This window comes from Sphingomonas bacterium, assembly GCF_028289855.1.
In the GTDB taxonomy this organism is placed as follows: Bacteria; Pseudomonadota; Alphaproteobacteria; order Sphingomonadales; family Sphingomonadaceae; genus Sphingomonas.
Map to the genome: position 1 here is coordinate 68,081 of NZ_JAQGKZ010000058.1, position 20,917 is coordinate 88,997.

The 20,917-nt window shown below is 67.5% G+C and carries 22 protein-coding genes and 1 tRNA gene; 7 read left to right on the plus strand and 16 right to left on the minus strand.

Annotated elements, in window-relative coordinates:
• Positions 1–93: 93 nt before the first annotated feature.
• Together JWM94_RS06330 and JWM94_RS06335 are read left to right on the plus strand one after the other, a co-directional pair.
• A complete protein-coding gene (locus JWM94_RS06330; RefSeq protein ID WP_299423694.1) occupies positions 94–1,728 on the plus strand; it encodes a M28 family metallopeptidase in 1,635 nt (544 codons plus the stop codon).
• Positions 1,725–2,702, plus strand: a complete 978-nt coding sequence (locus tag JWM94_RS06335) for an agmatine deiminase family protein (RefSeq protein WP_299423698.1) — start codon at positions 1,725–1,727, stop codon at positions 2,700–2,702. The genes JWM94_RS06330 and JWM94_RS06335 overlap by 4 nt, the downstream gene beginning before the upstream one ends.
• Before the next feature lie 4 nt (positions 2,703–2,706).
• On the opposite strand, the gene JWM94_RS06340 is transcribed toward JWM94_RS06335, so the two are convergent.
• Together JWM94_RS06340 and JWM94_RS06345 are read right to left on the minus strand one after the other, a co-directional pair.
• Positions 2,707–3,336, minus strand: coding sequence for an LON peptidase substrate-binding domain-containing protein (locus JWM94_RS06340; protein ID WP_299423703.1), 630 nt, complete (start codon positions 3,334–3,336; stop codon positions 2,707–2,709).
• Positions 3,333–4,229 (minus strand): tetratricopeptide repeat protein, encoded by an 897-nt coding sequence (locus JWM94_RS06345; RefSeq protein WP_299423707.1) that lies wholly within the window; start codon positions 4,227–4,229, stop codon positions 3,333–3,335. Before JWM94_RS06345 ends, JWM94_RS06340 begins: the two co-directional genes overlap by 4 nt.
• A gap of 168 nt (positions 4,230–4,397) precedes the next feature.
• Here JWM94_RS06345 and JWM94_RS06350 point away from each other — a divergent pair.
• Positions 4,398–4,472 (plus strand) — tRNA-Gly (locus JWM94_RS06350).
• A gap of 227 nt (positions 4,473–4,699) precedes the next feature.
• Here the strand turns inward: JWM94_RS06350 and JWM94_RS06355 are convergent.
• From JWM94_RS06355 to JWM94_RS06395, 9 genes are all read right to left on the minus strand, one after another.
• Positions 4,700–5,140 carry a hypothetical protein gene (locus JWM94_RS06355; protein WP_299423710.1) on the minus strand — a complete coding sequence of 147 codons (441 nt, stop codon included), beginning with the start codon at positions 5,138–5,140 and terminating at the stop codon, positions 4,700–4,702.
• A 62-nt stretch (positions 5,141–5,202) separates the two neighbouring features.
• Positions 5,203–6,204: a P-type DNA transfer ATPase VirB11 gene (gene virB11 / locus JWM94_RS06360; protein ID WP_299423782.1), complete on the minus strand. Its 1,002-nt coding sequence runs from the start codon at positions 6,202–6,204 to the stop codon at positions 5,203–5,205.
• Positions 6,183–7,304, minus strand: coding sequence for a TrbI/VirB10 family protein (locus JWM94_RS06365; RefSeq protein WP_299423715.1), 1,122 nt, complete (start codon positions 7,302–7,304; stop codon positions 6,183–6,185). The genes virB11 and JWM94_RS06365 overlap by 22 nt, the downstream gene beginning before the upstream one ends.
• Complete coding sequence (locus tag JWM94_RS06370) at positions 7,304–7,999, minus strand: TrbG/VirB9 family P-type conjugative transfer protein (protein ID WP_299423718.1); 696 nt, start codon at positions 7,997–7,999, stop codon at positions 7,304–7,306. The genes JWM94_RS06365 and JWM94_RS06370 overlap by 1 nt, the downstream gene beginning before the upstream one ends.
• Positions 7,996–8,796 carry a VirB8/TrbF family protein gene (locus JWM94_RS06375; protein ID WP_299423722.1) on the minus strand — a complete coding sequence of 267 codons (801 nt, stop codon included), beginning with the start codon at positions 8,794–8,796 and terminating at the stop codon, positions 7,996–7,998. The genes JWM94_RS06370 and JWM94_RS06375 overlap by 4 nt, the downstream gene beginning before the upstream one ends.
• Positions 8,793–10,061: a type IV secretion system protein gene (locus JWM94_RS06380; protein WP_299423725.1), complete on the minus strand. Its 1,269-nt coding sequence runs from the start codon at positions 10,059–10,061 to the stop codon at positions 8,793–8,795. The genes JWM94_RS06375 and JWM94_RS06380 overlap by 4 nt, the downstream gene beginning before the upstream one ends.
• Entirely contained in the window at positions 10,061–12,433 is a 2,373-nt protein-coding gene (locus JWM94_RS06385; RefSeq protein WP_299423729.1) for a VirB4 family type IV secretion/conjugal transfer ATPase, read from the minus strand. Before JWM94_RS06385 ends, JWM94_RS06380 begins: the two co-directional genes overlap by 1 nt.
• Positions 12,412–12,699 carry a type IV secretion system protein VirB3 gene (locus JWM94_RS06390; RefSeq protein WP_299423732.1) on the minus strand — a complete coding sequence of 96 codons (288 nt, stop codon included), beginning with the start codon at positions 12,697–12,699 and terminating at the stop codon, positions 12,412–12,414. The genes JWM94_RS06385 and JWM94_RS06390 overlap by 22 nt, the downstream gene beginning before the upstream one ends.
• Before the next feature lie 3 nt (positions 12,700–12,702).
• Entirely contained in the window at positions 12,703–13,020 is a 318-nt protein-coding gene (locus JWM94_RS06395; protein WP_299423787.1) for a TrbC/VirB2 family protein, read from the minus strand.
• Between the two features lie 201 nt (positions 13,021–13,221).
• Between JWM94_RS06395 and JWM94_RS06400 the strand changes: the two genes are divergently transcribed.
• Entirely contained in the window at positions 13,222–13,404 is a 183-nt protein-coding gene (locus JWM94_RS06400; RefSeq protein ID WP_299423735.1) for a KTSC domain-containing protein, read from the plus strand.
• Positions 13,405–13,418: 14 nt separating this feature from the next.
• Positions 13,419–14,204, plus strand: a complete 786-nt coding sequence (locus tag JWM94_RS06405) for a DUF72 domain-containing protein (RefSeq protein ID WP_299423738.1) — start codon at positions 13,419–13,421, stop codon at positions 14,202–14,204.
• Here JWM94_RS06405 and JWM94_RS06410 read toward each other — a convergent pair.
• Together JWM94_RS06410 and JWM94_RS06415 are read right to left on the minus strand one after the other, a co-directional pair.
• Positions 14,201–15,064, minus strand: a complete 864-nt coding sequence (locus tag JWM94_RS06410) for a hypothetical protein (RefSeq protein ID WP_299423742.1) — start codon at positions 15,062–15,064, stop codon at positions 14,201–14,203. The genes JWM94_RS06405 and JWM94_RS06410 overlap by 4 nt on opposite strands.
• A gap of 31 nt (positions 15,065–15,095) precedes the next feature.
• On the minus strand, positions 15,096–15,761 hold the full coding sequence (locus JWM94_RS06415) for a uroporphyrinogen-III synthase (protein ID WP_299423745.1): 666 nt from the start codon (positions 15,759–15,761) through the stop codon (positions 15,096–15,098).
• A 55-nt stretch (positions 15,762–15,816) separates the two neighbouring features.
• On the opposite strand from JWM94_RS06415, the gene tsaD reads away from it, so the two are divergent.
• On the plus strand, positions 15,817–16,842 hold the full coding sequence (gene tsaD, locus JWM94_RS06420; RefSeq protein WP_299423748.1) for a tRNA (adenosine(37)-N6)-threonylcarbamoyltransferase complex transferase subunit TsaD: 1,026 nt from the start codon (positions 15,817–15,819) through the stop codon (positions 16,840–16,842).
• The gene (locus JWM94_RS06425) at positions 16,839–17,816 is read left to right on the plus strand and encodes an NAD(P)H-dependent glycerol-3-phosphate dehydrogenase (RefSeq protein WP_299423753.1); all 978 of its coding nucleotides are present in this window, start codon (positions 16,839–16,841) and stop codon (positions 17,814–17,816) included. Before tsaD ends, JWM94_RS06425 begins: the two co-directional genes overlap by 4 nt.
• Here JWM94_RS06425 and JWM94_RS06430 read toward each other — a convergent pair.
• The 3 genes from JWM94_RS06430 to JWM94_RS06440 all read right to left on the minus strand — a co-directional run.
• Positions 17,813–18,547, minus strand: a complete 735-nt coding sequence (locus JWM94_RS06430; protein WP_299423756.1) for a methyltransferase domain-containing protein — start codon at positions 18,545–18,547, stop codon at positions 17,813–17,815. The genes JWM94_RS06425 and JWM94_RS06430 overlap by 4 nt on opposite strands.
• Positions 18,544–19,287: a methyltransferase gene (locus JWM94_RS06435; protein WP_299423761.1), complete on the minus strand. Its 744-nt coding sequence runs from the start codon at positions 19,285–19,287 to the stop codon at positions 18,544–18,546. Before JWM94_RS06435 ends, JWM94_RS06430 begins: the two co-directional genes overlap by 4 nt.
• Positions 19,288–19,355: 68 nt before the next feature.
• Positions 19,356–20,917: toprim domain-containing protein (locus JWM94_RS06440; protein WP_299423765.1), on the minus strand; the 1,562-nt coding region annotated here is incomplete at its 5' end.

Genomic DNA, 20,917 nt, shown 5'->3' on the forward strand with positions numbered 1-20,917 from the left:
GCTGTTGCGGCCGAGGTCCCGGGCATCGGCTTGCAAGGGGCGAAAGGCCCTGTCAGACAACACGCAATCCTGCCATCCCCCGAAAGGTACAGCATGCGCCGCCTCGTCTTCACCATCGCCGTGATCGCCGCCGCCGGCACCGCCTTTGCCCAATCGGGCGCGCCCGCCATCTCGGTCGATACGCTCAAGAACGTCACCAGGACGCTGTCGTCCGACGATTTCGAAGGCCGCGCGCCGACCACGCCGGCGGAAGCCAAGGCAACCGGCTATATCGTCGAGCGGATGAAGGCGGCGGGGCTTCAGCCGGGCAATAACGGATCGTGGTTTCAGGACGTGCCGCTGGTCGAAATGACCGCGCAGAACGTGACGCCGATGACCTTCACCGGGGGCAAGGCGCCGGTGAGTCTGACCTATCGCAGCGACATGGTGCTCGCCACCTATCGCGTGACGCCGCGGATCGACATCCGGAATTCGGACGTGGTCTTCGTCGGATATGGCATCAACGCGCCGGAAAAGGGCTGGAACGATTATGCCGGGATCGACGTGAAGGGGAAGACCGTCGTCGTCCTGGTCAACGACCCGGACTGGCAGAAGCCGCAGCGCACCGGGCTCTTCGAGGGCAGGGCGATGACCTATTACGGCCGCTGGACCTACAAGTTCGAGGAAGCCGCGCGCCAGGGCGCCGCTGCGGTGCTGATCGTCCACGATACCGAGCCCGCGGCGTATGGCTGGGGCGTCGTGCAGTCGAGCTGGACCGGGCCGCAACTCGAGCTCGACGCGAAGGGCGATCACATGGATCAGTCGAGGGCGATCGGCTGGATGCAGCTGGCGAAGGCAAAGGCGTTGTTCGCCAGCGCGGGGAAGGATTTCGCCAAGCTGTCAGCGGCGGCGAAGGTCAAGGGGTTCAGGGCGGTACCGCTTGGCGTCAAGGCGTCGGTGAGCTTCACCAATAGCATCAAGCGCCAAGCGTCGAAGAACGTCATCGGCATCCTGCCCGGCACCGAGCGCCCCGACGAGACGATCTTCTACACCGCGCATTGGGACCATTTGGGGCGCTGCGATGCGGTCAAGGGTGACGACATCTGCAACGGCGCGCTCGACAATGCGAGCGGCGTCGCCGGGCTGATCGCGCTGGCCGAGGCACAAGTGAAGGCCGGGCCGGCCAAGCGCAGCATCGTGTTCATGTCGGTCACGGCGGAGGAGTCGGGGCTGCTCGGCTCCAAATATTATGCCGAGCATCCGGTCTATCCGCTGAGCAAAACCGTGGGTGGAGTGAACATGGATGGGCTCAACGTGATCGGGCCGTCCAGGGATGTCGTCGTCACCGGCTTCGGCAAGTCCGAGCTGGAGGATCTGATCAAGCCGCTGATCGAGGCGCAGGGCCGCGTGATGAAACCCGAGCCCAATCCCGAACGCGGCGGCTATTTCCGGTCGGACCATTTCAGCTTCGCCAAACTGGGCGTGCCGATGTTCGACGGCGGATCGGGCGAGGATCTGGTCGAGGGCGGCGTCACGAAGGGCCATGCCGCGGTGCTCGACTATATCGCCAACCGCTATCACAAGCCGCAGGACGAATATGATCCCTCATGGAACTGGGCCGGCGCGGTGCAGGATTTGACACTCTATTTCCAGCTCGGCCGCCAGCTGGCGATGGGGAGTGACTGGCCGAATTGGTACAAGACCGCCGAATTCCGCGTGATCCGCGACAAGGCCCGCGCCGGGAAGTGACTCGACTGCCGCCGCCCAAGCCCGAATGGGCGCCGCACAAGGCGGTGTGGATCGGCTTTCCGAGCCACCCCGAATTGTGGGAGCTCGACCTCGAGCCGGCGCGCGACGAAGTAATTGCGTTCGCAGAAGCCGTGCATGCCGGCGGCAAGGGCGAACAAGTGCTGCTAGTCACCGCCGACGAGGAAGCGGCGGTCGCGGCGCGGCGGCGCGCGGGGGATGTCGCACGCGTGGTGGTGCAGCCGTTCGGCGACATCTGGCTGCGCGACACCGCGGCGATCATTCGCGGCGACGGTGTTGCGGCCGACTTCCAGTTCAACGGCTGGGGCGGCAAATACGACCTGCCTGGTGACGACGATATCGGCATGCGGCTGGCGCAGGCGCGCGGCAAGAAGTGCGAGAGCTTCGACTGGATCCTCGAAGGCGGGGCGATCGACGGTGACGGGACCGGGCTGGTGGTGACGACCGAGCAATGCCTGCTTAACCGCAACCGCAACGGTATGATGACGCGGAGCGAGATCGAGGACGCGTTGTTCCGGGACCTCGGCTATGACGAGGTCCTGTGGCTCGGTGACGGATTGCTCCACGATCATACCGACGGCCATGTCGACAACCTCGCGCGGTTCGTCGCGCCGCGCACGCTCGCGGTACCGGAGGCGAGCGACAACGATCCCAATTGGCAAGTCTATCAGCGCGCGGCGCAAAGTGCGCAGGCGCACGAGGGCGTCACGGTGGTGCATGTGCCGTCGCCGGGGCGCGTGTTGCGCGACGAGGAGATCGTGCCCGCGAGCTACATGAATTTCTATATCGGCAATGCCAGCGTTGTGGTGCCGCTTTATGGCAGCGAGAACGATCAAGCGGCGGTCGCGGCGATCGGTGCCTTGTTTCCGGGCCGGCAGGCAATCGGGCTACGGGCCGATCATATCCTGACCGGCGGCGGAAGTTTTCACTGCATTTCGCAGCAAATCCCCGCGTAAAATCCTACTGCAACGTCACGCGGTCCTCGCCGTCATGGCGGCCGAAGAATTGCATCAGCTGGACGATCAGTTCGGCACGCGCCGCAAGGTCGGGGGCTTCGAGCAGCGCCTGCTTGGCGGCCGAATCGAACGGCGCGATCTGCGCGATGCCGTTGACCAACGCCTCGTCGTCGAGCCGCGCGACCGAATCCCAGTCGACCGCATAGCCCTGCGCGTCCGCGAAGCGTCGCGATTCGGACTCCAGGCTGGCGCGGTGGGCAATCGACAGCGCCTCGGGTTCGGCCGCTTCGGGCATCAGGTCGGCCTCGACCTGGCGGAACGGCGTCGTCACGTCGAGCTCGCGGACGATGCGGAACAGCGAGACGCCTTCGAGCACAATGTCGTAGCGCCCGTCGTCATGCGCCTCTACGTCGGTGATGCGCCCGACACAGCCGAGATCGAACAAAAGCGGGCGCTGTGTATCGGCGCCGCGACCGCCGACCGCGCGGGGCTGGATCATCCCGATCCGCCGGTCGCGCGCCATCGCGTCGCTGACCAGCGCGCGATAGCGCGGCTCGAAGATGTGCAGCGGCAAATGCATGCGCGGGAACAGCAACGCGCCGCCCAGAGGGAAGATCGATAGGCGCGTGGTCATGTGAACAGGATCGCCGACAGCCGTCGGCGTTGCCCGGATACCCACGGATCCTCGAGCCCGACGACTTCGAGCAATTTGAGGAATTGCCCGCGCGCCGCACCCTCGTTCCAGTCGCGGTCCTTGGCGACGATCGCCAGCAGCGAATCGGCCGCCGCGTCGCGCTCGCCCGCCGCCATCTGCGCGTTGGCGAGGTCGAAGCGCGCCTGCAGGTCGTCGGGGTTGGCTTCGACGGCGGCGATTAGCGGTGCGAGGTCCGCCGCCGGCGGCGCCGAGCGCGCCAAGTCGAGCGCGGCGCGGGCACGGTCGATCTCGGGCGTCTTGGCGATGTCCTCCGGCACGACGGCCAGCGCCGTTTCGGCCTCGTCGAGCCGAGCGGCGGCAACCAGCGCGCGGACGCGGCCCGACACCACCTCGGGATTATCGGGCGCGATCTCGGCGATCTGATCGAACACCGACAGCGCGCGCTCGGCATCGCCCTCGGCGAGCACTTGCTCGCCCATCGCGATCAGCGGCTCGATCTCCGCCTCGGTTTGCGCCTCGGCGCTATCGACCGGCAATTGCGCCAGAACCTGGTCGATCATCGCCTTTAACTGCGATTCGGTGCGCGCGCTGGTCAGGTCGGCGACCAATTGCCCCTGAAACATCGCATAGACGGTAGGGATCGACTTGATCTGGAATTGCGCGGCGATGAACTGGTTCTTGTCGGTGTCGACCTTGGCGAGCACCACGCCCTTGTCGGCATAGTCCGCCGCGACCTTTTCGATCACCGGCGACAGCGCCTTGCACGGGCCGCACCATTCGGCCCAGAAATCGATCAGCACGAGCTTGGTCATCGACGGCTCGACCACGTCGCGGCGGAAGGTCTCGACGGCTTCCTTTTCTTGCGGGGTCATTCCAAGCGTGGCCAACATGCGTCTCCGGTGAAGTGATGGCCCTTATGTGGGCGCGGACCGCCCCAAGCCAAGGCTTTTTGCAGCGAAGACACGGGGCTTGCGAAGGGCAAGGGGCGATGCTAGTGGCCCCGCTCCTTACCCGCCCGTGGTTCACGGGCCGGCGCCAGAGCGGGCGTAGCTCAGGGGTAGAGCACAACCTTGCCAAGGTTGGGGTCGAGGGTTCGAATCCCTTCGCCCGCTCCAACTGCCGCAGCGATTTAGCTGCGCTAAATCGTGCTCAGCGGCAGTTCGGACGGCATCGCCAGCGGCGATGACCGACGGCGTGGCTTGCCACGCCGGAACCCTCGAGTCTTTTGTTGGCGCCTCGCCCTGCCGGGCTACGCGCGTGGTTCGAATCCCAAGGCGATCCCAAGAAAAAAACCGCCGAACCAAGTCCGACGGCTCTTCCCAATTCAACCTGCACAAGAACCTCAGGCCGCGATCACCTCGACCTTGCCCGTACCGCGCATATGACGGCCGAAGCTCGCCGCCGAGCGCTTGATGTCGGCAACATGCGCGTCACGCCCCGCGAGCGCGGAGGCGCCGCGATAGGTCGCCGCCAGATCGGGCACCACCACCATCTTGCCCGCCTCGGCGTACCGGCGTGCGGTCGCCAGCGCGGTGGCGTCGAGCCCGCCAGCGCCATGCAACAGGACGACGGTGTCGATCGGCGTCAGCCCGCGCGGTGCGACCATGTAGCCATCGATCATGCGATTGCCGTGGAACACGTAGCGGCCGCGGAACACGCGAAGGTCGCCGGTGCCGCCGATCGCGCGCGCCACACCGGGCAATGCGACGGTCGCTGCGGTGGCTGCCGCCATTCCGCCGATCGCTTTGCGGCGGCTGATCGAATTGTTCGTAACCAGGCTCATCTGCATCCCCTATGGCCAGCGCTTTGTCTTAGCCTAGTCCGATCGCGATTCGGACACAACATTTACCGCGCGAGCACGATTTCGGCCACGTGGCGCCGCCCCCCGGTCCGCGCGAGCTGGACGAACACGTCGACCGTACTGCGGACATAATGATGCACGTCGTCGCGCCCGAGCCGCGTACCCGTTTGGAGCACCAGCAACGCAATCTGTTCGATCGCGCGTTCGGCGCTGTCGGCATGGACCGTCGTCATCGATCCGGGATGGCCGGTATTGACCGCGCGCAGGAAGGTATAGGCTTCGGGGCCGCGCAATTCGCCGACGATGATCCGGTCGGGGCGCATGCGCAGGCTGGCGGCGAGCAACGAATCGGCGCTGACCTGCGCCTCGCCCAGCGCGCTGCGCGCCGCCAGCAAGCCGACCGCATTTGCGTGACCGAGATGCAGTTCGGGCGTGTCCTCGATCAGGATCAGGCGTTCCTGGGCGGGGATTTCGCGGATCAGCGCGTTGAGGAACGTCGTCTTGCCGGTCGATGTGCCGCCCGACACCAGGATGTTCTTGCGCGCGCGCACCGCGAGCGCGAGCAACGCCGCGATGTCGCCCGCGTCGAGCAACCGCGCGAGCTCGATATCGGCGGGCGAGCGTTCGCCGACATCGCCGCGCTTGGTCTCGGCAAACGCGCCGGTCGCGACATAGTCGGCGAGGGTCAGGTCGGGCGAGATGTGCTTGCGGATCGCCAGCGCCAGCGGGCCGCGCGTCGCCGGCGGCGCGACGATCTGGACGCGCGCGCCATCGGGCAAGGTCGCCGACAGCAAGGGATGCTCGCGGCTGATCCCCTGGTGCGACAGCGCGGCGATCTGGCGCGCGAGCCGATCGAGCGTCGCGGGGTCGAGCGCAGGGGCGTCGTACCGCTCGGTCGCGCCGCCGATCGTCTCGACCCACAGCTCGCCGGGGCGATTGACATAGATGTCGGTCACGTCGTCGCGCGCCAGCACCGCGCCGAGCGGCGCGAGATAGCTTTTGAGATAAACGGGGTCCGACGCGGCTATCGCTTTGCCTCCACGGATGTGAAGTCGAGGTCGCGCGCGACGAACACGCTGACCGAGACGCCCTGTTTCACCCGCAGCGTGCGCTGGAACTGCTCCGACCCGGAAAGCGGTGATGCGCTCCCCACGACGCTGCCGGGCACGGAGAGGATGGCGACGCTGTTGTTGTTACCGGAAAGCCCAGCGGCATAACCGGTCCCGACGCTGAGCGCGGTCTGGAGGAACGCCGAGGCGAAACGTTCGAGGAAGTGGCTGTTGACTCGCCCCTTTATGCCGACGCGCCCAAGCGGATCGGCCGACGGCGAGCCGAGCGCGATCGTCGCGCCATCGGGGCGGACGAGCCGAGTCCAGATGACGAGCGCGCGATTCTGCCCGGGCTGGAGGTCGGCCTTGTACTCGCCGATCAGCCGGCTGCCGCGCGGGATCAGCACCTTGCTGCCGTCGAACCCGCGCACGTCGCGCGTCACCAAGGCGCGTGCCGGACCCGGGCGAGTCGAATCGAGCGCGGTTTCGAGCACGGCGGGGATCAGCGTCCCTTGCGACACCGTCGTCGCGCGGTTGCGCATGACCGACGCGCGCGCGCGCACGGTCGATAGCGCGCCCGCACTGCCTCCGGCGGGCGCGCCCGCGCCCGGCGCTGCCGTAACCGGATTGCCGTCGGGATCGGTGGAGACGGTCGCGCCGCCGCCTCCTGCCGCTTCAGCTGCGGTGGTGTCGACCACCAGCATCGGCCCGTTCGGCACGCGCGGCGGCGGCGGGGTGGGGGCGACGATCTGGGGCTGCTGCGGCGGCTGGACGTAGACGATGCGCGGCGCGGGTGGCGGCGCAGGCGGCGGTGGCGGCGCGACGATCACCGGCTCGGCCGTGGGCGTCGGTTCGGGCATGGGCGGGATGTAGAGCGGGGCGGCGGGGGCGGGCACGCCGGTGCCGCTGAACCGCGGGCTGGTCGATGGCGCGGATAACTGGCGGCGGCGCGCGTCGAGGATCAGGAACAGCACCAGCCCGAGCGCGACGACGCCGGCGACGATCATCCAGTTGGCGACCCCGCTGCGCTGGCGCGCGACGACCGGCCGGGCGCTATGCTCGGTTGGCCCCCGCGGATCTGCGCCCGCGACCGCCATCAGTTTCGTACCTGCGGGACGCGCACCGCCGCCGCCGTCAGATTGTCGAGCCGGAACACCAGCCGGTTGGCGATGCTGTCGAGCACATAGCGGCCGTCGCGCATCGCCCCGTCGGCGAGCGTTTCCTTGCCGTCGCGGCCGATCTTGAACACCGCCGGCAAGGTCTGGTCGGCACGCCACACGATGTACGTCTTCATGCCGTCGTCGGAAATCGCATCGGGCTGAATTTGCCTGGCGCCGCTCAATTTATAGCGCCCGGCGGCGGCCACCGGCTGGTCGCTCGCGGCGGTTTCGGTGGGGGGCGGGGGATAGGTGAACCGCACGGTGAACGCCTGCGCGCCGCCATAGCCGCCCGACAGCTCGAAATTATAGGCGCGCGCGTCGGTGACCACCGTCATGTTGGTGGTGACGCCGCCTTGCGCCGGACGGATGAACAGCCGGTCGCCGCGCTTGTTCGGCGTGACTTGCCACGCCCCGCTATCGCCGACCGCGACGGTCTCGATCCGCTCGTCGGGGGCAAATTCGACCGCCAATTGATAGCCGATCGCGACTTGCAGCTGCACGACCTGATCGGGGTCGTACATCACCGTCTGGATACGCGGATCGCCGGCGCCGGGCACCGGGCGCACCTGCGCCGCCGCCGGGCTGGCAGCAATCAGGGCAAGCAACCCCAGCAGAAAACCGGTTTTGCTCAAAGTTCAACATCGGGGCTGGCGGGCCGGCGGGTCGGCGCGGGCCTGGCGTTCAGCTCGGGTGCGGAAATCTTCGGTTCGGTGGGAGCGAACGTCGCGGTCGGCGCGGGCTCGGGTGGGGTCACCGCTTCCTGGTCGCGGCGATAGCGCGTCACCTGGAAGCCGAGCGGGTTGATAAAGCGATCCTCGGCGCGCATCGGCTCGGTAGTGAAGCGATAGCGGATCACCGCGACCCACGACGCGGCGGGTTGCGGCGCGCCGCCGGCGTCACGCCGGATCGTCTCGAACCGCACCAGCGCGCTGTTGCCGCCGAGCGACGACACGCTTTTCACGCGCGTTTCGACGATCGTCGAGGCGGGCAGGCGTTGGAGCGGGCTTTCGGGGTTGGAGGCGACCACGCCGCTGACATAATCCGACTTGGCGGTGTCGACCGACCAGGCCTGAACCTTGGCGTAGCTCGCCTGGAGCTGCGCGCGGTCATAGCTTTCGCGCGCGATCACGTATTGGACCAGGAACGATTGTGTCAGTGCGGTGTCGGGCGCGATCTTTTGCGCGTCGAGCGGCTTGAGTTCCTGGACATAGCCGGTCTGCTTGTCGACCAGTAGCGTGTAGGGAACGACGGTCTTGAGCGGCGCGAGGAAGATCAACGCCAGCGCCTCGCACAACGCGACGACCAACGCGACCGTCGCGACGATCCACGCCAAGCGGCGCGACGCGCGCAACGCATCCTCGCGGTCCTCCGCCCAGCTGCCCGCCTCGCGGTAATAAGCGTCGAGCGATTCGCGCGCGGCCTGTTTCATTGTCCACTATCCCGCCGTGATGCCCCGGGCGACACGCGCCCGCGTGTCCGCCGCCTGAAGCTTTGGCCGAGCGGCACCGCGCCTGCAACCGCGACGTCGTTCGACGCGGTGGGGACGATGCCGGGTCGGCCGAACGACGTTGCGGCGGGCTGCGCCGCCTGCGATTCGCGCCGCTGCGTCGTGGCGACCGCGTCGGCGATCGCCAGTGCGCGGCCGCGCTCGTCATTGGGCACGGTCTGGCCGGCGCGCGGCGCGTCGATCGACGTCGTGCGTCCGGCGATGCCATCGGCGACGCGGTCGCGCAGCACGCGCCACGCCGCGGGCAGGCGGAACCCCGCAGCGACCTTTCCCGCCGCGACCAGCACCGCGACCAGCGTGATCGCGAATACTAAGGTCAGCACCAGCAATTCGACCGGCACCGCGGGCGTCGCAAGGTTCTGGTGCCGCAGATCGAGCACCGCCGCGAGCCATGGCTCGAGCAGCGCCAGCTCGACCCCCAAAACGATCGCGGTGGCAAGCGCGCCAAGCGCCGCGCCGGCGAGCCCGCGGACCCAGCCCTCGAACAGGCCGCGCGTGCCGTCGAACAGCAGAAAGATGACGAACAACGGCCCGAGCGCGAGTAGCAGCCCGGCGATCAGCCGGACGCTCGCAAAACTCGCGATCGCGCCCGACAGGAACAAGGTGCGCGAACTGCCCAACAACGAGAAATCGCGTTGCGGATCCCACCGCGCGCGGTTGCCGAGATCCTGCACGCGGCGCAGTTCCTGCGCCTGTTGCGCGGGGGTCAGCGAGGCGGTGGGTCCCACCACCACAGCGGCATTGAGCGGCCGGCCGGTGCCGACCACGTTGAGTTCGGCGAGCTGGTAATCGACCAGTTGCACGCGCGCTACCAAACCACCCGGCGCGCCGGGCAAGCCCGCTGGCGACCCGATGCTGCTCGCCAGTTCGGCGGGCGCGCGCAGCGTGACGTCATAGGCGAGCGTGCGGAACGCGGGCCAGCTCGTCGCCAGCGCCAGCACCACGCCGACCTTGATCGCGGCGACCACGCCGTCGCGCACCGACGGGGTCTCGCCGAGCAATAGCCGATAGCCGATCAGCGCGATGAAGAGTGTCAGCGCGCCGGTCAGCAGCAGTGCCGCCGGGCCGCCGGGGCTGGCGAGCGCCTGATATCCGCCCGCACCCAGATTCTGAGCCTGGCAGTCGAGGTGCGCGAGCACGCTCGATACGAACGCATCGTCCGAAATGGCGGGGCACGTCACTTGCATCAGGCGCGCTCCAGCAAGCGCGGGATCCAGTCGGCCGGGTCGTCGCCCTCGGCGGCGCGAATCTCGTCGAGCAGCCGCACGGTGCGCTCGCGCCCCGACAGGATCGTCAGCATGTCGCGCTCGCCGGTCAGGTTCAGCCGGACGACGACGCTTTCGTTGCCGTGCTTGATCAGGAAGCAATGCGCGTCGTCGGGCAGCGTGCGGACGATCTCGTATTCGTGCGGGGTCAGCCCGAACCCGTCGACATAATCGACCGCGCGCGCCTTGGGATTGGTCATGAAGATCTGCGTCGCGGCTTGTTCGATGATTGCGCTGGCGATCTTCGATTCGAGCGCGTCCTGCGCGCTCTGTGTCGCGAAACCGACGATGCCGTTGCGTTTGCGGATCGTCTTTTCCCAATCCTTGATGCGGCGCACGAACACTTCGTCATCGAGCGCTTTCCAGCCTTCGTCGACGACAATGATCGCCGCCGACCCGTCGAGCCGTTCCTCGACGCGGTGGAACAGGTACATCATCGCCGGCGTGCGCACCGCCGGATCGTCGAGGATCTGTGTCATGTCGAACCCGACAGCGTCGGCACTCAGGTCGGTCAAATCGCGCTCGTTGTCGAATAGCCACGCGCGCTCACCGTCGCCCCACCACGGGCGCAGCCGCGAATAGAGATCGGCCGCGGTCGGGCGGGATCCGCCGCGGAACAGTTCAGCGAGATGACGAAGACGGCGGTGCTCGGCCGGCTGCTCGAAATTCGCGTCGATCGCATCCTTGATCTTCGCCGCCTCGTCGATATCGGCGCCGCCCGCCAGCTTGGCGACCCAGTCGATCAGGAACTGGCGGTTGGCGGGATTGTCCTCGAGCTGGAGCGGGTTGAGCCCCGCCGCGGTGTCGGGGCGCAGCACGTCGTATCGCCCGCCGATCGCGCGGATGAACAGCTCGGCGCCGCGATCCTTGTCGAAGAAGATGATCCGCGGATGGAACTTGCGCGCCTGCGCGAGCAGGAAGTTGAGCACCACGGTCTTGCCCGACCCTGACGGGCCGATGACGGTGAAATTGCCGAGGTCGCCCTGGTGGAAGTTGAAATAATACGGCCCGGCGGCGGTGGTTTCGAGCAGGCTGACCGCTTGCCCCCAATGGTTGGCCTCGGGCTTGCCGAGCGCGAAATTGTGGCTGGAGGCGAACCCGGCGAAATTGCCGGTCGAGATCAGCCCGCGACGGGCGATATATTTGAAGTTTCCCGGGAATTGCGCCCAAAAGGCGGGTTCGAGCGCGATGTCCTCGCGCACCGCGATGATTCCCAGATCCGCGAGCGTCGCCTGCACTTCGGCGACCCCGGCATCGACCTCTGCCAATGTATTCGCGTGGACCGCAACGGTCATGTGATGCTCGCCGAACCCGGCGCGGCCGGCGGCGACCTCGTCCTTGGCGCTCGACAGCTCGCCACGCAGGCTGATTGCTTCGTCCTCGGCCGAGCGCATCCGGCGCAGCGCGAGGTTCATCTTGCCGAGCGCGGCCTGGCGGTCGACGAACCCGAAGCTCTGCGACACGGTCAGTTCGAACGGCAGCCGGAGCAATTCGTCGAGCATGCCCGGCGCGGTCTGGGCGGGGTAATCCTTGATCGACACCATCCCGGCGAAGCTGCGCTCGGCATGCCCGGCGACGCCAAGTTCGACCGTCTCCTCGCCGAAGCTGACGCGCCGATAGGGCAGGTACGCGCCGGCATCCTGCATCGGCATCAGCACCGGGCGCATCTCCGCATTGTAAAGCGCCGATAGGAATTCGAGCGGTTCGGAACACACGCCGGCCTTGGTCTCGTACACTCCGAGCAAGCGCGGCGCATAGCTGCCGAGTTGCGCCATCACCGCGTCGCGCGCGGTGTCGAGCTGGTGGAGTTCGTGCGCGACCAGCACGTCGCGGTCTTCACCCGCCGCGCCGAACCAGCCACGCATGCGGTCGGCGATCCCGACTTGGCCCTGCATGGGACGGCGCACCAGCGTCAGGAAGATGTCGTTGACGTAGAGCTTCCGCGCCGCGAGCCGCGCGCGCCACGCGGCGTCGAGCTTGGTCGAGAAGTCGTCGGGGAATTTGTCGGTCAGCTCGACATCGGCCTCGCGCCGGATGACGTGATGATAGACCGCGAAGCGCGACGATCCGATCGCCTGGAGCATCGCGTCGCGCAGCGCCTTGCGGTAATTGATCTCGTCGGTGTCGGCGGTCTCGAACAGCAAGCCGCGCAACTGGATCACCTGCATCAGCAAGCCGTCGCGCGTTTCCACTGTATGGTCGTCAACGTGCCGCGCGTACGGCAAATGATGCCCCGCCGACTTCTCGCGCGCGACTGCCCGCCGGTCGTCGGTCAGGGGCGGTAGGAGTTGCATCGCCAGATCGCATGGTTGCGGACGCGCGGACAGCGGCTGGCGCGGGTCAGCCAGAGGTCGAAGAAGCGCGGCTCGCGCACGCACAAAACCATTCCGACGAGATGGACGACGACCGCGACGGCCAGCACCCAGATCGAATGGAACACCAGGAACAATTCGGTCGCGATCACGCCGTTGACGACGAAATAGCTATAGGTGACCCCGGCGAACATCTGCGGACGCGTCAACGCGACGAACAGCGGATCGCGGTCTACGCCACCTGCCATGACCTAGTTGCCGAGGCCGGCGGTCGACTGGATGCCGGCAACGATGCTGGCGGCGCCGAACAAGATGAAGCAGCCGATGATGACGGTCGCGCCATAGCGCCAGTTGATCCGCCCGGTCAGCATCAGGAACCCGACCGAGGCGACCGCGATCACCGCGACGACAGTGGCCACCGTGCCGAGCAAGGTACCCTGCAACCAGCGCACCGCCGATACCAGCACACCCGACCCGGCTGGGTCGGACAGCGTGTCCTGCGCATGCGCGACGCTCGCCTGCAACATCGTTACGACGGCGGCGATCAGCGCCGGAACTTTGGACTTGATGAAACGCAACACGTTCTAACCCCGCCTAACCTATCAATCGGGAGCGGTTCGCGGACGGCGCGTGTGCGGTATCCGGCGCCCCCAACGCCCGAGTCGCCGGTGTGCACCAGCGGACACGGGGTTTCAAGCAGAGTCGGGCGCCGACCATCTCCGGATGAAACGCGTGCTTGCTCCGTGCGTTGACTCGCCATGCCCTCCAGCGTGATCCGATCGTTCGATTACGACCCCGCCGCGCACCGGCTCGACGTCCAGTTCGTGAGCGGGCGGCGCTACGCGTATCTCGACGTACCCGAGCGCGAGGTTGAGGCGATGCGCCGCGCGACGTCGAAGGGCGGCTTCTTCAACCGCCGGATCCGCGACCGCTATCGCTTCGAGCGCGGGTGAGGCTATCGTGCGGCATGGCAGAGATACGAATCGGCATCGGCGGCTGGACCTATGAACCGTGGCGCGGGACCTTCTTTCCCGACAAATGGCCGCACAAGCGCGAACTCGAATACGCTTCGCGCCACCTGACCGCGATCGAGGTCAACGGCACCTATTATTCGGGGTTCAAGCCCGCGACCTTCGCAGGCTGGGCCGAAGTCGTGCCAGACGACTTCGTGTTCACGCTGAAGGCGTCGCGCTTCTGCACCAACCGCAAGGTGCTGGCCGAGGCCGGCGAATCGGTACAGCGCTTCGTGAGCCAGGGTATCGTGGAACTGGGCGCCAAGCTCGGGCCGGTCCTTTGGCAGTTCATGGCGACCAAGAAATTCGACCCCGACGATTTCGGCGCATTCCTGAAACTGCTCCCGGCCAAGGAGGACGGTGTTGCGCTGCGCCATGCGGTCCAGGTGCGGCACGACAGCTTCCACGTTCCAGCCTTCGTCGAGATGTGCCGCGCCGCGAATGTCGCGATCGTCTATGCCGAATCGCCCGATTATCCCGCGATCGCCGATATCACCGCCGACTTCGTCTATGCCCGACTCGAAAATAGTATCGAAGAGGAGCCGGCCGGATATTCCCCCGCCGCGCTCGATCATTGGGCCAAGGTCGCGAAGGGGTGGGCCGCAGGTGAGGCGCCTGCGGGGCTACCCTATTTCGGCGATCCGCCAGCCAGGACGCCACGCGACACGTTCGCCTTCTTCATCAGCGGCGCCAAGGTGCGCGCGCCCGCCGCCGCACAAGCGCTGATCGCGCGGGTCTAGCGGATCGGTGTCACGCCGGGTGCGGGCGGTGTCGCGGCGCGGCCCTGAATGGCGGCGGTTTCCAGCGTGATCAGGGCCTTGCGCGCCGCGACATATTGGCGCGCGCCGGTCATCCAGCCGGTCGCCTGTGCCGCGCCGGGCAAGCGGTTCACTTCCTCGACTGCCGCCTCGACCTGCCCCTGTGCGAGCATGCGCCGGACGCGCGCAAGCCGCTCGCTCGGCACCGGCGACGGCGTATTGCGCGGATGGACCACCACCAGGCTGCCAAGCAGCCGCCACACCGCGCCGCCCCAGCCACCGGCACCTGCCGGACCGAGCGCGAGCTGCGGACCAATCTGGTCGAGCCCAAGCCGTAAATCCTCGGTCGTTACCGGGTGGTGCGATGCATCGATGATCGTCGCGACTTCGGCGGGCTGGGTCGCGCCGAAGCGGTCGCGCAATTGCTGTTCGAGATAACCGAGGTCGAGCCCGCGGTCGATCGCGCGGCGCGACACCAAAACGACGAGCAAGGCTTCCGCGCGCGACGCATTGCCATAGGCGTTGGCCGACGCGGCGGTGATCGCGGCGCCGCGCTGTTCGAGCGCGGCGAGTTGCGCGGACAGGATTTCCTGCCGCGCCGATAGCGATGCCGGATCGGTCGCGACCGGGGCGGCGACGATGACCTTCGGCGGAGCGGCGGTGACCACTTGCGGTTGCGCCGCGGTTTGCGGCGTGCCGCGCAGATGGTCGATCGCCCAAAGCGCGAGCAACAGACCGATCAGAAATGTCACCAGCGCGATCCCGGCGGTCGTCGCAAGCGTCAGGCGGCGCGTGCCGGGCGAGGCCTGAGGCGATATTGGGGGCGGGGCAACGTCGCTCATGGTGCTCTTATCCGCGCGGGCGCGGGCAGGGTCAATCGGCGAGGCCGCGCGTGAGCGCCACCAACGCGGTATCGTTCGGCGACGAAGCGGCCGAAACTTGTTCCCACCCCGGCCCGGCGGCCTCCGCGACCGCAGGGCTGATCGTGACGAGGCGGATGGAGGCGCGATGAGGCCCGGCCAGTTCGGCCAACCGGTGTGCCGCCCGGGCGGAATGGAGCAGTACGACTGTGCCGGCGAGGGAATGGATCGCCGCGGCGTCGATCCTAATCGGATCGCTGGCATAGACCGCGATGGCCTCGGCAATGACGCCACCCACGTGCAATTGCCGCTCGCGCCCCGCCAGCAGCAGCGCGCGCGAGAAACCGCGCGCAACCAGCGTCGCGGCGAGATCGGCGCCGTCCCCATTCCCTACATGCGCAACGGCCAGCCCGCGCGCTTCGGCGGCGGCAGCGGTCGCTGGGCCGACGGCAAATACGGGAAGTCCCGCCAGCGCATTCAGTCCGGGACCGGCCAGTCGCGGCGCGTTCGCGCTGGTCAGCACCAAGGCGTCGAACCTTGCCGGATCGGGAGCGACCCAATCCAGCGCGTGGACGTCGAATAGCGGCAAGCGGATCGCGGTCAGCCCGGCTGCCTCGACGCGCGTGACAGTTGCCGCGTTCCCGGGTTCGGGCCGCAGAACCGCGACCGGCCGTGTCATGACGTCACTCGCCGCATGGCTTGTGCTACCGGGCGAGGCGCGTAGAGGAAAGAGCATGCTGATATTGGGCCTGGAATCCTCGTGCGACGAGACCGCGGCAGCGTTGGTCACCGGCGACCGGCGTATCCTGGCGCACAAGCTGGCGGGGCAGGAAGCGGCGCACGCGCCCTATGGCGGCGTGGTGCCGGAAATCGCGGCGCGCGCGCATGTCGAAGCACTCGAGCCGTTGGTCGCCGCGGCGTTGGCCGAGGCGGGGGTGACGCTGGCAGATATCGACGCGGTCGCGGCAACCGCGGGCCCCGGGCTTATCGGCGGGGTGATGGTCGGGCTGGTGACCGGCAAGGCGCTCGCGCATGCGGCGGGCAAGCCCTTGGTCGCGGTCAACCATCTCGAAGGTCACGCGCTCAGCCCACGGCTGGCCGATCCCGACCTGCAATTCCCCTATCTGCTGCTGCTCGTGTCGGGCGGACATTGCCAGCTGCTGCTGGTTCAGGGCGTCGGCGCGTATCGACGCCTTGCGACGACGATCGACGACGCGGCGGGCGAGGCGTTCGATAAGACCGCCAAGATATTGGGCCTCGGCTTCCCCGGCGGTCCTGCGGTCGAGCGCGCCGCCGCCGCGGGGCGGCTGATCGTGCCGTTGCCGCGCCCGTTGTTCGGATCGTCCGAGCCGCATTTCTCTTTCGCCGGTTTGAAGAGCGCGGTGCTGCGCGCGCATGAGGCGGAGACGTGGTCGAAGGAGGACATTGCCGCGAGCTTCCAGCAAGCGGCGGTCGACTGCCTGGTCGACCGCACCAGGCGGCAATTGGGTGAGGTGGATGCGACCGCGTTGGTCGTCGCTGGCGGGGTCGCCGCCAACACGGCGGTACGCGCAGCGCTCGAAGCCTTGGCCAGCGAATACAAACTGCCGTTCAGCGTCCCGCCGCAATGGCTGTGCACCGACAATGCCGCGATGATCGCCTGGGCGGGCGCCGAGCGCTTCGCCGCCGGGCTGACCGACCCGCTCGACGTCGCCGCACGCCCGCGCTGGCCGCTCGACCCGGACGCCGAAAAGGTTCGCGGCGCGGGAGTGAAGGCATGAGGATTGGCGTCATCGGCGGCGGGGCGTGGGGTACCGCGCTCGCGCAGGTCGCCGCGCAGGATTGTGAGCCCGTCACCCTATGGGCGCGCGAGGCCGAGGTGGTCGCCTCGATCAACGAGCGTCACGTCAACGACCTCTTCCTGTCGAGTGTCCCGCTGTCACCCTCGATCACAGCAACCGACGACCTAAGCAACCTAGGTGGGTCGGACGCCTTGCTGGTGGTAGCGCCGGCGCAGCATGTCCGCGGTGTGCTGTCGGGCGCCGATTTCGGGCGCACACCGCTGGTGCTGTGCGCCAAGGGGATCGAGGCGGGAACGCGATTGCTGGTCGGCGAGGTCGCTCGCGCGGTCCAGCCGAATGCGCCGATCGCTGTGCTGTCGGGACCGACCTTTGCACATGAGGTCGCGGCGGGATTACCCACTGCGGTAACGCTGGCGTGCGAGGACACCGCGCTCGCCGCCGCGCTGGCCGATCGGCTCGCGGCGCCGACGTTCCGCACCTATGCCTCGGACGACGTGATCGGTGCGGAGATCGGCGGCGCGGTCAAGAACGTGCTGGCGATCGGCTGCGGCGTGGTCGAGGGCGCGCGGTTAGGCCAGAATGCGCGCGCCGCGCTGATCGCGCGCGGGTTCGCCGAGATGACGCGATTCGGGCTGGCACGCGGTGCGCGGGCCGAGACGATGGCCGGGCTGTCGGGGCTCGGCGATCTCGTCCTGACCTGCTCGTCGACCAGCAGCCGCAATTTCTCGCTCGGTGTCGGGCTCGGCGAAGGGCGATCGGCCGAGGAATTGCTCTCGGACCGGCGCACGGTGGCCGAAGGCGCGTTTACGGCACCTGTTCTGCGCGAGGCCGCCGCCGAAGCGGGAGTCGATATGCCGGTGTGCGAGGCCGTTTGCGCGTTGCTTGCGGGCGCCCCGGTCGGCGACGTGATTGGCGCGCTGCTCGCTCGTCCGCTCCGCGAGGAGCGCGGCTAAGGTTTCTTGAATTTGAAGATGAACTGGTCGGTCCGGCCGCGGATCGACTTGTCGAACACCGCCTTGGTGCGGTCGTCGCCCGGATTGGCGAGCAGCTTGCTCTCGCCGACGAAGGCGAACCCCGCTGCCTCGACTTGTTTTTTGACGATCGCGGGGTCGATCCGGTGGAGCGTATCGGTATCGCGCATCCCCGATCCGGCAGCCGCGGCGTGATCGATGATCAGAAAGATGCCGCCCGGCTTGAGCGCATCGAACGCCAGCGTGTTGAGTACCGCCGGGTCGATATTGCCCATGAATTTGTCGGGATAATCGTGATAATTTTGCGACGTGAAGACCAGATCGACCGGCTCGGCCGCCTTCAGCTCGGTCGCTGCTTGCGTGCTCGCGCTGACATTGGCGAAGCCGGGGTCGCGGGTCAGCGCGGCATAGTTCCTGACGTCGGTCGCCGCTTCGTTGGCATAGGGCGCCGCCCAGATGCCGTAGACGTGGCCGCTGGGACCCACGATCCGTGCGAACGTCCGCGTCCAATACCCGCCGCCCGGGATCAAATCGATCACCTTGTCGCCTGCCTTCAGCCCTGCAAACGCCGCGATTTCGGGCCCGTGGCGGCGCGCGTCGGTGGCGGTATCGCGCGCCAAGCTGGTGTCGGGCGCGGCGGTGTTGGCGGTCGGCGCATTACCCGAACAGGCCGCGGTCGTGGCGAGCAACGCGACCGCGAGGAGCCGCCTCACTTGAGCGGCTTGCGGAACTTGTAGACGAACTGGTCGGTCACGCCGCGGATCGCCGGGTCGAATACCTTCAGCGTGTGGTCGTCCTTGGGATTGGCCAGCACGATCGACTCGCCGATCCATTGAAAGCCCGCCGCCAGCACCTGCTTCTTGACGATCGCCGGATCGATGCGATGAAGCGTCTTGGTATCCGCGAGGCCTCTTCCGGCGGGTGCCACGTGATCGACGATCAGATAGATGCCGCCCGGTTTCAGCGCGGCGAAGACCGCCTGATTGAACGCGACATAGCCAGCCTCGCCGCCGAAATTGTTGAGGTCGTGATAATTCTGGACGGTCCAGAACAGATCGACGGGCTTCGCTACGGTCGGTAGATTGGTGGCCTGGCCATCGGCTGTGACATTGGCGAATTTGCGCGCGGTCAGCGCATCGATGTCGCTCTGATACGATTTCACCGCGACGTGCGGCCACAGCGAATAGACGTGGCCCGACGGCCCGACGACGTTGGTGAAGATGCGCGACCAATATCCCTTGCCGGGCAGGTAATCGACCACCGTCTGGCCGGGCTTCACCCCAGCGAAGGAAAGCACCTCGGCGGCATGGCGCCGAGTATCGTCGCCAGCCTGATCGGCGCGTGCCGGGTCGGCCAGCGCTTTGGTGATTGCGGGCGATATCGCCGCCTTCGCCACCACCGCAACCGGCACGGCCAACGCCGCCGCCGCGAGCACCATCGTTAGTCCGCGCATCTCGCTCTCCTGTGGATCGTTACGCCAATGGTCTGACGCCGCCTCGCGTGATTACAATGACCTTAGCGCTACACGTCCAGATTGGCCACGCTCAGCGCATTTTCCTGGATGAACTCGCGCCGCGGCTCGACCACGTCGCCCATCAATCGCGTGAAGATGTCGTCGGCCAGATCGGCCTGTTCGACATGAACGCGCAGCATCGACCGGTGCGTCGGGTCGAGCGTGGTTTCCCACAATTGCTCGGCGTTCATCTCGCCCAGCCCCTTGTAGCGCTGGATCGCGAGGCCCTTGCGCCCCGCCGCGAGGATCGCGTCGAGCAATTGCGACGGCCGCGCGATCAGCGATTCGCCCTTGCCGACCACGACCGGCAGATCGTCGTCCTCGTCAATCGGGTTTTCGGCGTCCTCGGCGGCCTGCGCGGCTTGGGCTGACTTGGACGGCACCAGCTTGGCGGCCACGGCATAGCTGCCGGCCTGTTCGACCGCGAGCGCGTGGAGCTTGCGCCCTTCCGCGGACAGCAGGAACGCCGCCTCGATGATGTGGTGGTCGGTCACCCCGCGCCACCAGCGCTCGAAATGGATTCCGCCATCCTCGGTCACGCGCGCGGTCCAGCGCGCTTCGGGGTCGCCCTGATCGAGCCGCTCGGTCGCAGCGGCGAGATGCGCCTGGCGTTCGGCGGCGGGCGCCTTGGGGTCGAGGCCGCCGGTCATCGCCAGTGCCTCGATGATCGTCGGATCGTAGCGGCGCGGAACATAGCGCATCAGCGTGCGCATCCGCCGCGCATGCTCGACCAGATCGCGCAGATCGGCGCCCGACCGCGCGCCGGACGGGCTGTCGAGCGAGGTGGAGGCGACTCCGTTCTCGACCAGATATTCGTCGAGCGCGGCATCGTCCTTCAAATACACTTCGCTGCGCCCGCGCGTCGCCTTATAGAGCGGCGGCTGCGCGATGAAGAGATGCCCCGCGTCGATGATCTCGGGCATCTGGCGATAGAAGAAGGTCAGCAGCAAGGTGCGGATGTGCGCGCCGTCGACATCGGCGTCGGTCATGATGACGATCTTGTGGTACCGCAGTTTCTCCAGATTGAAGTCGTCGCGGCCGATGCCGGTGCCCATCGCCTGGATGAGCGTGCCGATCTCGCGGCTGCCGAGCATGCGGTCGAACCGCGCGCGCTCGACGTTGAGGATCTTGCCGCGCAACGGCAGGATCGCCTGGTAATGGCGGTCGCGGCCCTGCTTGGCCGACCCGCCCGCCGAATCGCCCTCGACCAGGAACAATTCGGACTTGGCCGGGTCCTTTTCCTGGCAGTCGGCGAGCTTGCCGGGCAGGCTCGAGATGCCGAGCACCGACTTGCGGCTCGCCTCGCGGGCTTTCCGCGCCGCCTCGCGCGCGGCGGCGGCGTCGATCGTCTTCTGGATGATCGAGCGCGCGTTGGCGGGGTTTTCCTCGAGCCATTCGGCGATCTTGTCGGCGAGCAGGCTCTCGAGCGGCTGGCGCACCTCGGACGAGACGAGCTTGTCCTTAGTCTGCGAGCTGAACTTGGGATCGGGCAGCTTGACCGAAACGATCGCGGTCAGCCCCTCACGCATGTCGTCGCCGGTCAGCGTGACCTTCTCCTTTTTCAGGAGGC

Bases quoted from the DNA above. Each gene is read 5' to 3' on its own strand.
- JWM94_RS06375 (WP_299423722.1), bottom strand. From the start codon at position 8,796: ATGAAACAGGCCGCGCGCGAATCGCTCGACGCTTATTACCGCGAGGCG.
- JWM94_RS06390 (WP_299423732.1), bottom strand. From the start codon at position 12,699: ATGGCAGGTGGCGTAGACCGCGATCCGCTGTTCGTCGCGTTGACGCGT.
- JWM94_RS06355 (WP_299423710.1), bottom strand. From the start codon at position 5,140: ATGAGCCTGGTTACGAACAATTCGATCAGCCGCCGCAAAGCGATCGGC.
- JWM94_RS06380 (WP_299423725.1), bottom strand. From the start codon at position 10,061: ATGCAAGTGACGTGCCCCGCCATTTCGGACGATGCGTTCGTATCGAGC.
- JWM94_RS06410 (WP_299423742.1), bottom strand. From the start codon at position 15,064: ATGAGCGACGTTGCCCCGCCCCCAATATCGCCTCAGGCCTCGCCCGGC.
- JWM94_RS06435 (WP_299423761.1), bottom strand. From the start codon at position 19,287: ATGCGCGGACTAACGATGGTGCTCGCGGCGGCGGCGTTGGCCGTGCCG.
- tsaD (WP_299423748.1), top strand. From the start codon at position 15,817: ATGCTGATATTGGGCCTGGAATCCTCGTGCGACGAGACCGCGGCAGCG.
- JWM94_RS06385 (WP_299423729.1), bottom strand. From the start codon at position 12,433: ATGCAACTCCTACCGCCCCTGACCGACGACCGGCGGGCAGTCGCGCGC.
- JWM94_RS06345 (WP_299423707.1), bottom strand. From the start codon at position 4,229: ATGACCCCGCAAGAAAAGGAAGCCGTCGAGACCTTCCGCCGCGACGTG.
- JWM94_RS06425 (WP_299423753.1), top strand. From the start codon at position 16,839: ATGAGGATTGGCGTCATCGGCGGCGGGGCGTGGGGTACCGCGCTCGCG.
- JWM94_RS06415 (WP_299423745.1), bottom strand. From the start codon at position 15,761: ATGACACGGCCGGTCGCGGTTCTGCGGCCCGAACCCGGGAACGCGGCA.
- JWM94_RS06330 (WP_299423694.1), top strand. From the start codon at position 94: ATGCGCCGCCTCGTCTTCACCATCGCCGTGATCGCCGCCGCCGGCACC.
- JWM94_RS06365 (WP_299423715.1), bottom strand. From the start codon at position 7,304: ATGGCGGTCGCGGGCGCAGATCCGCGGGGGCCAACCGAGCATAGCGCC.
- JWM94_RS06340 (WP_299423703.1), bottom strand. From the start codon at position 3,336: ATGACCACGCGCCTATCGATCTTCCCTCTGGGCGGCGCGTTGCTGTTC.
- JWM94_RS06405 (WP_299423738.1), top strand. From the start codon at position 13,419: ATGGCAGAGATACGAATCGGCATCGGCGGCTGGACCTATGAACCGTGG.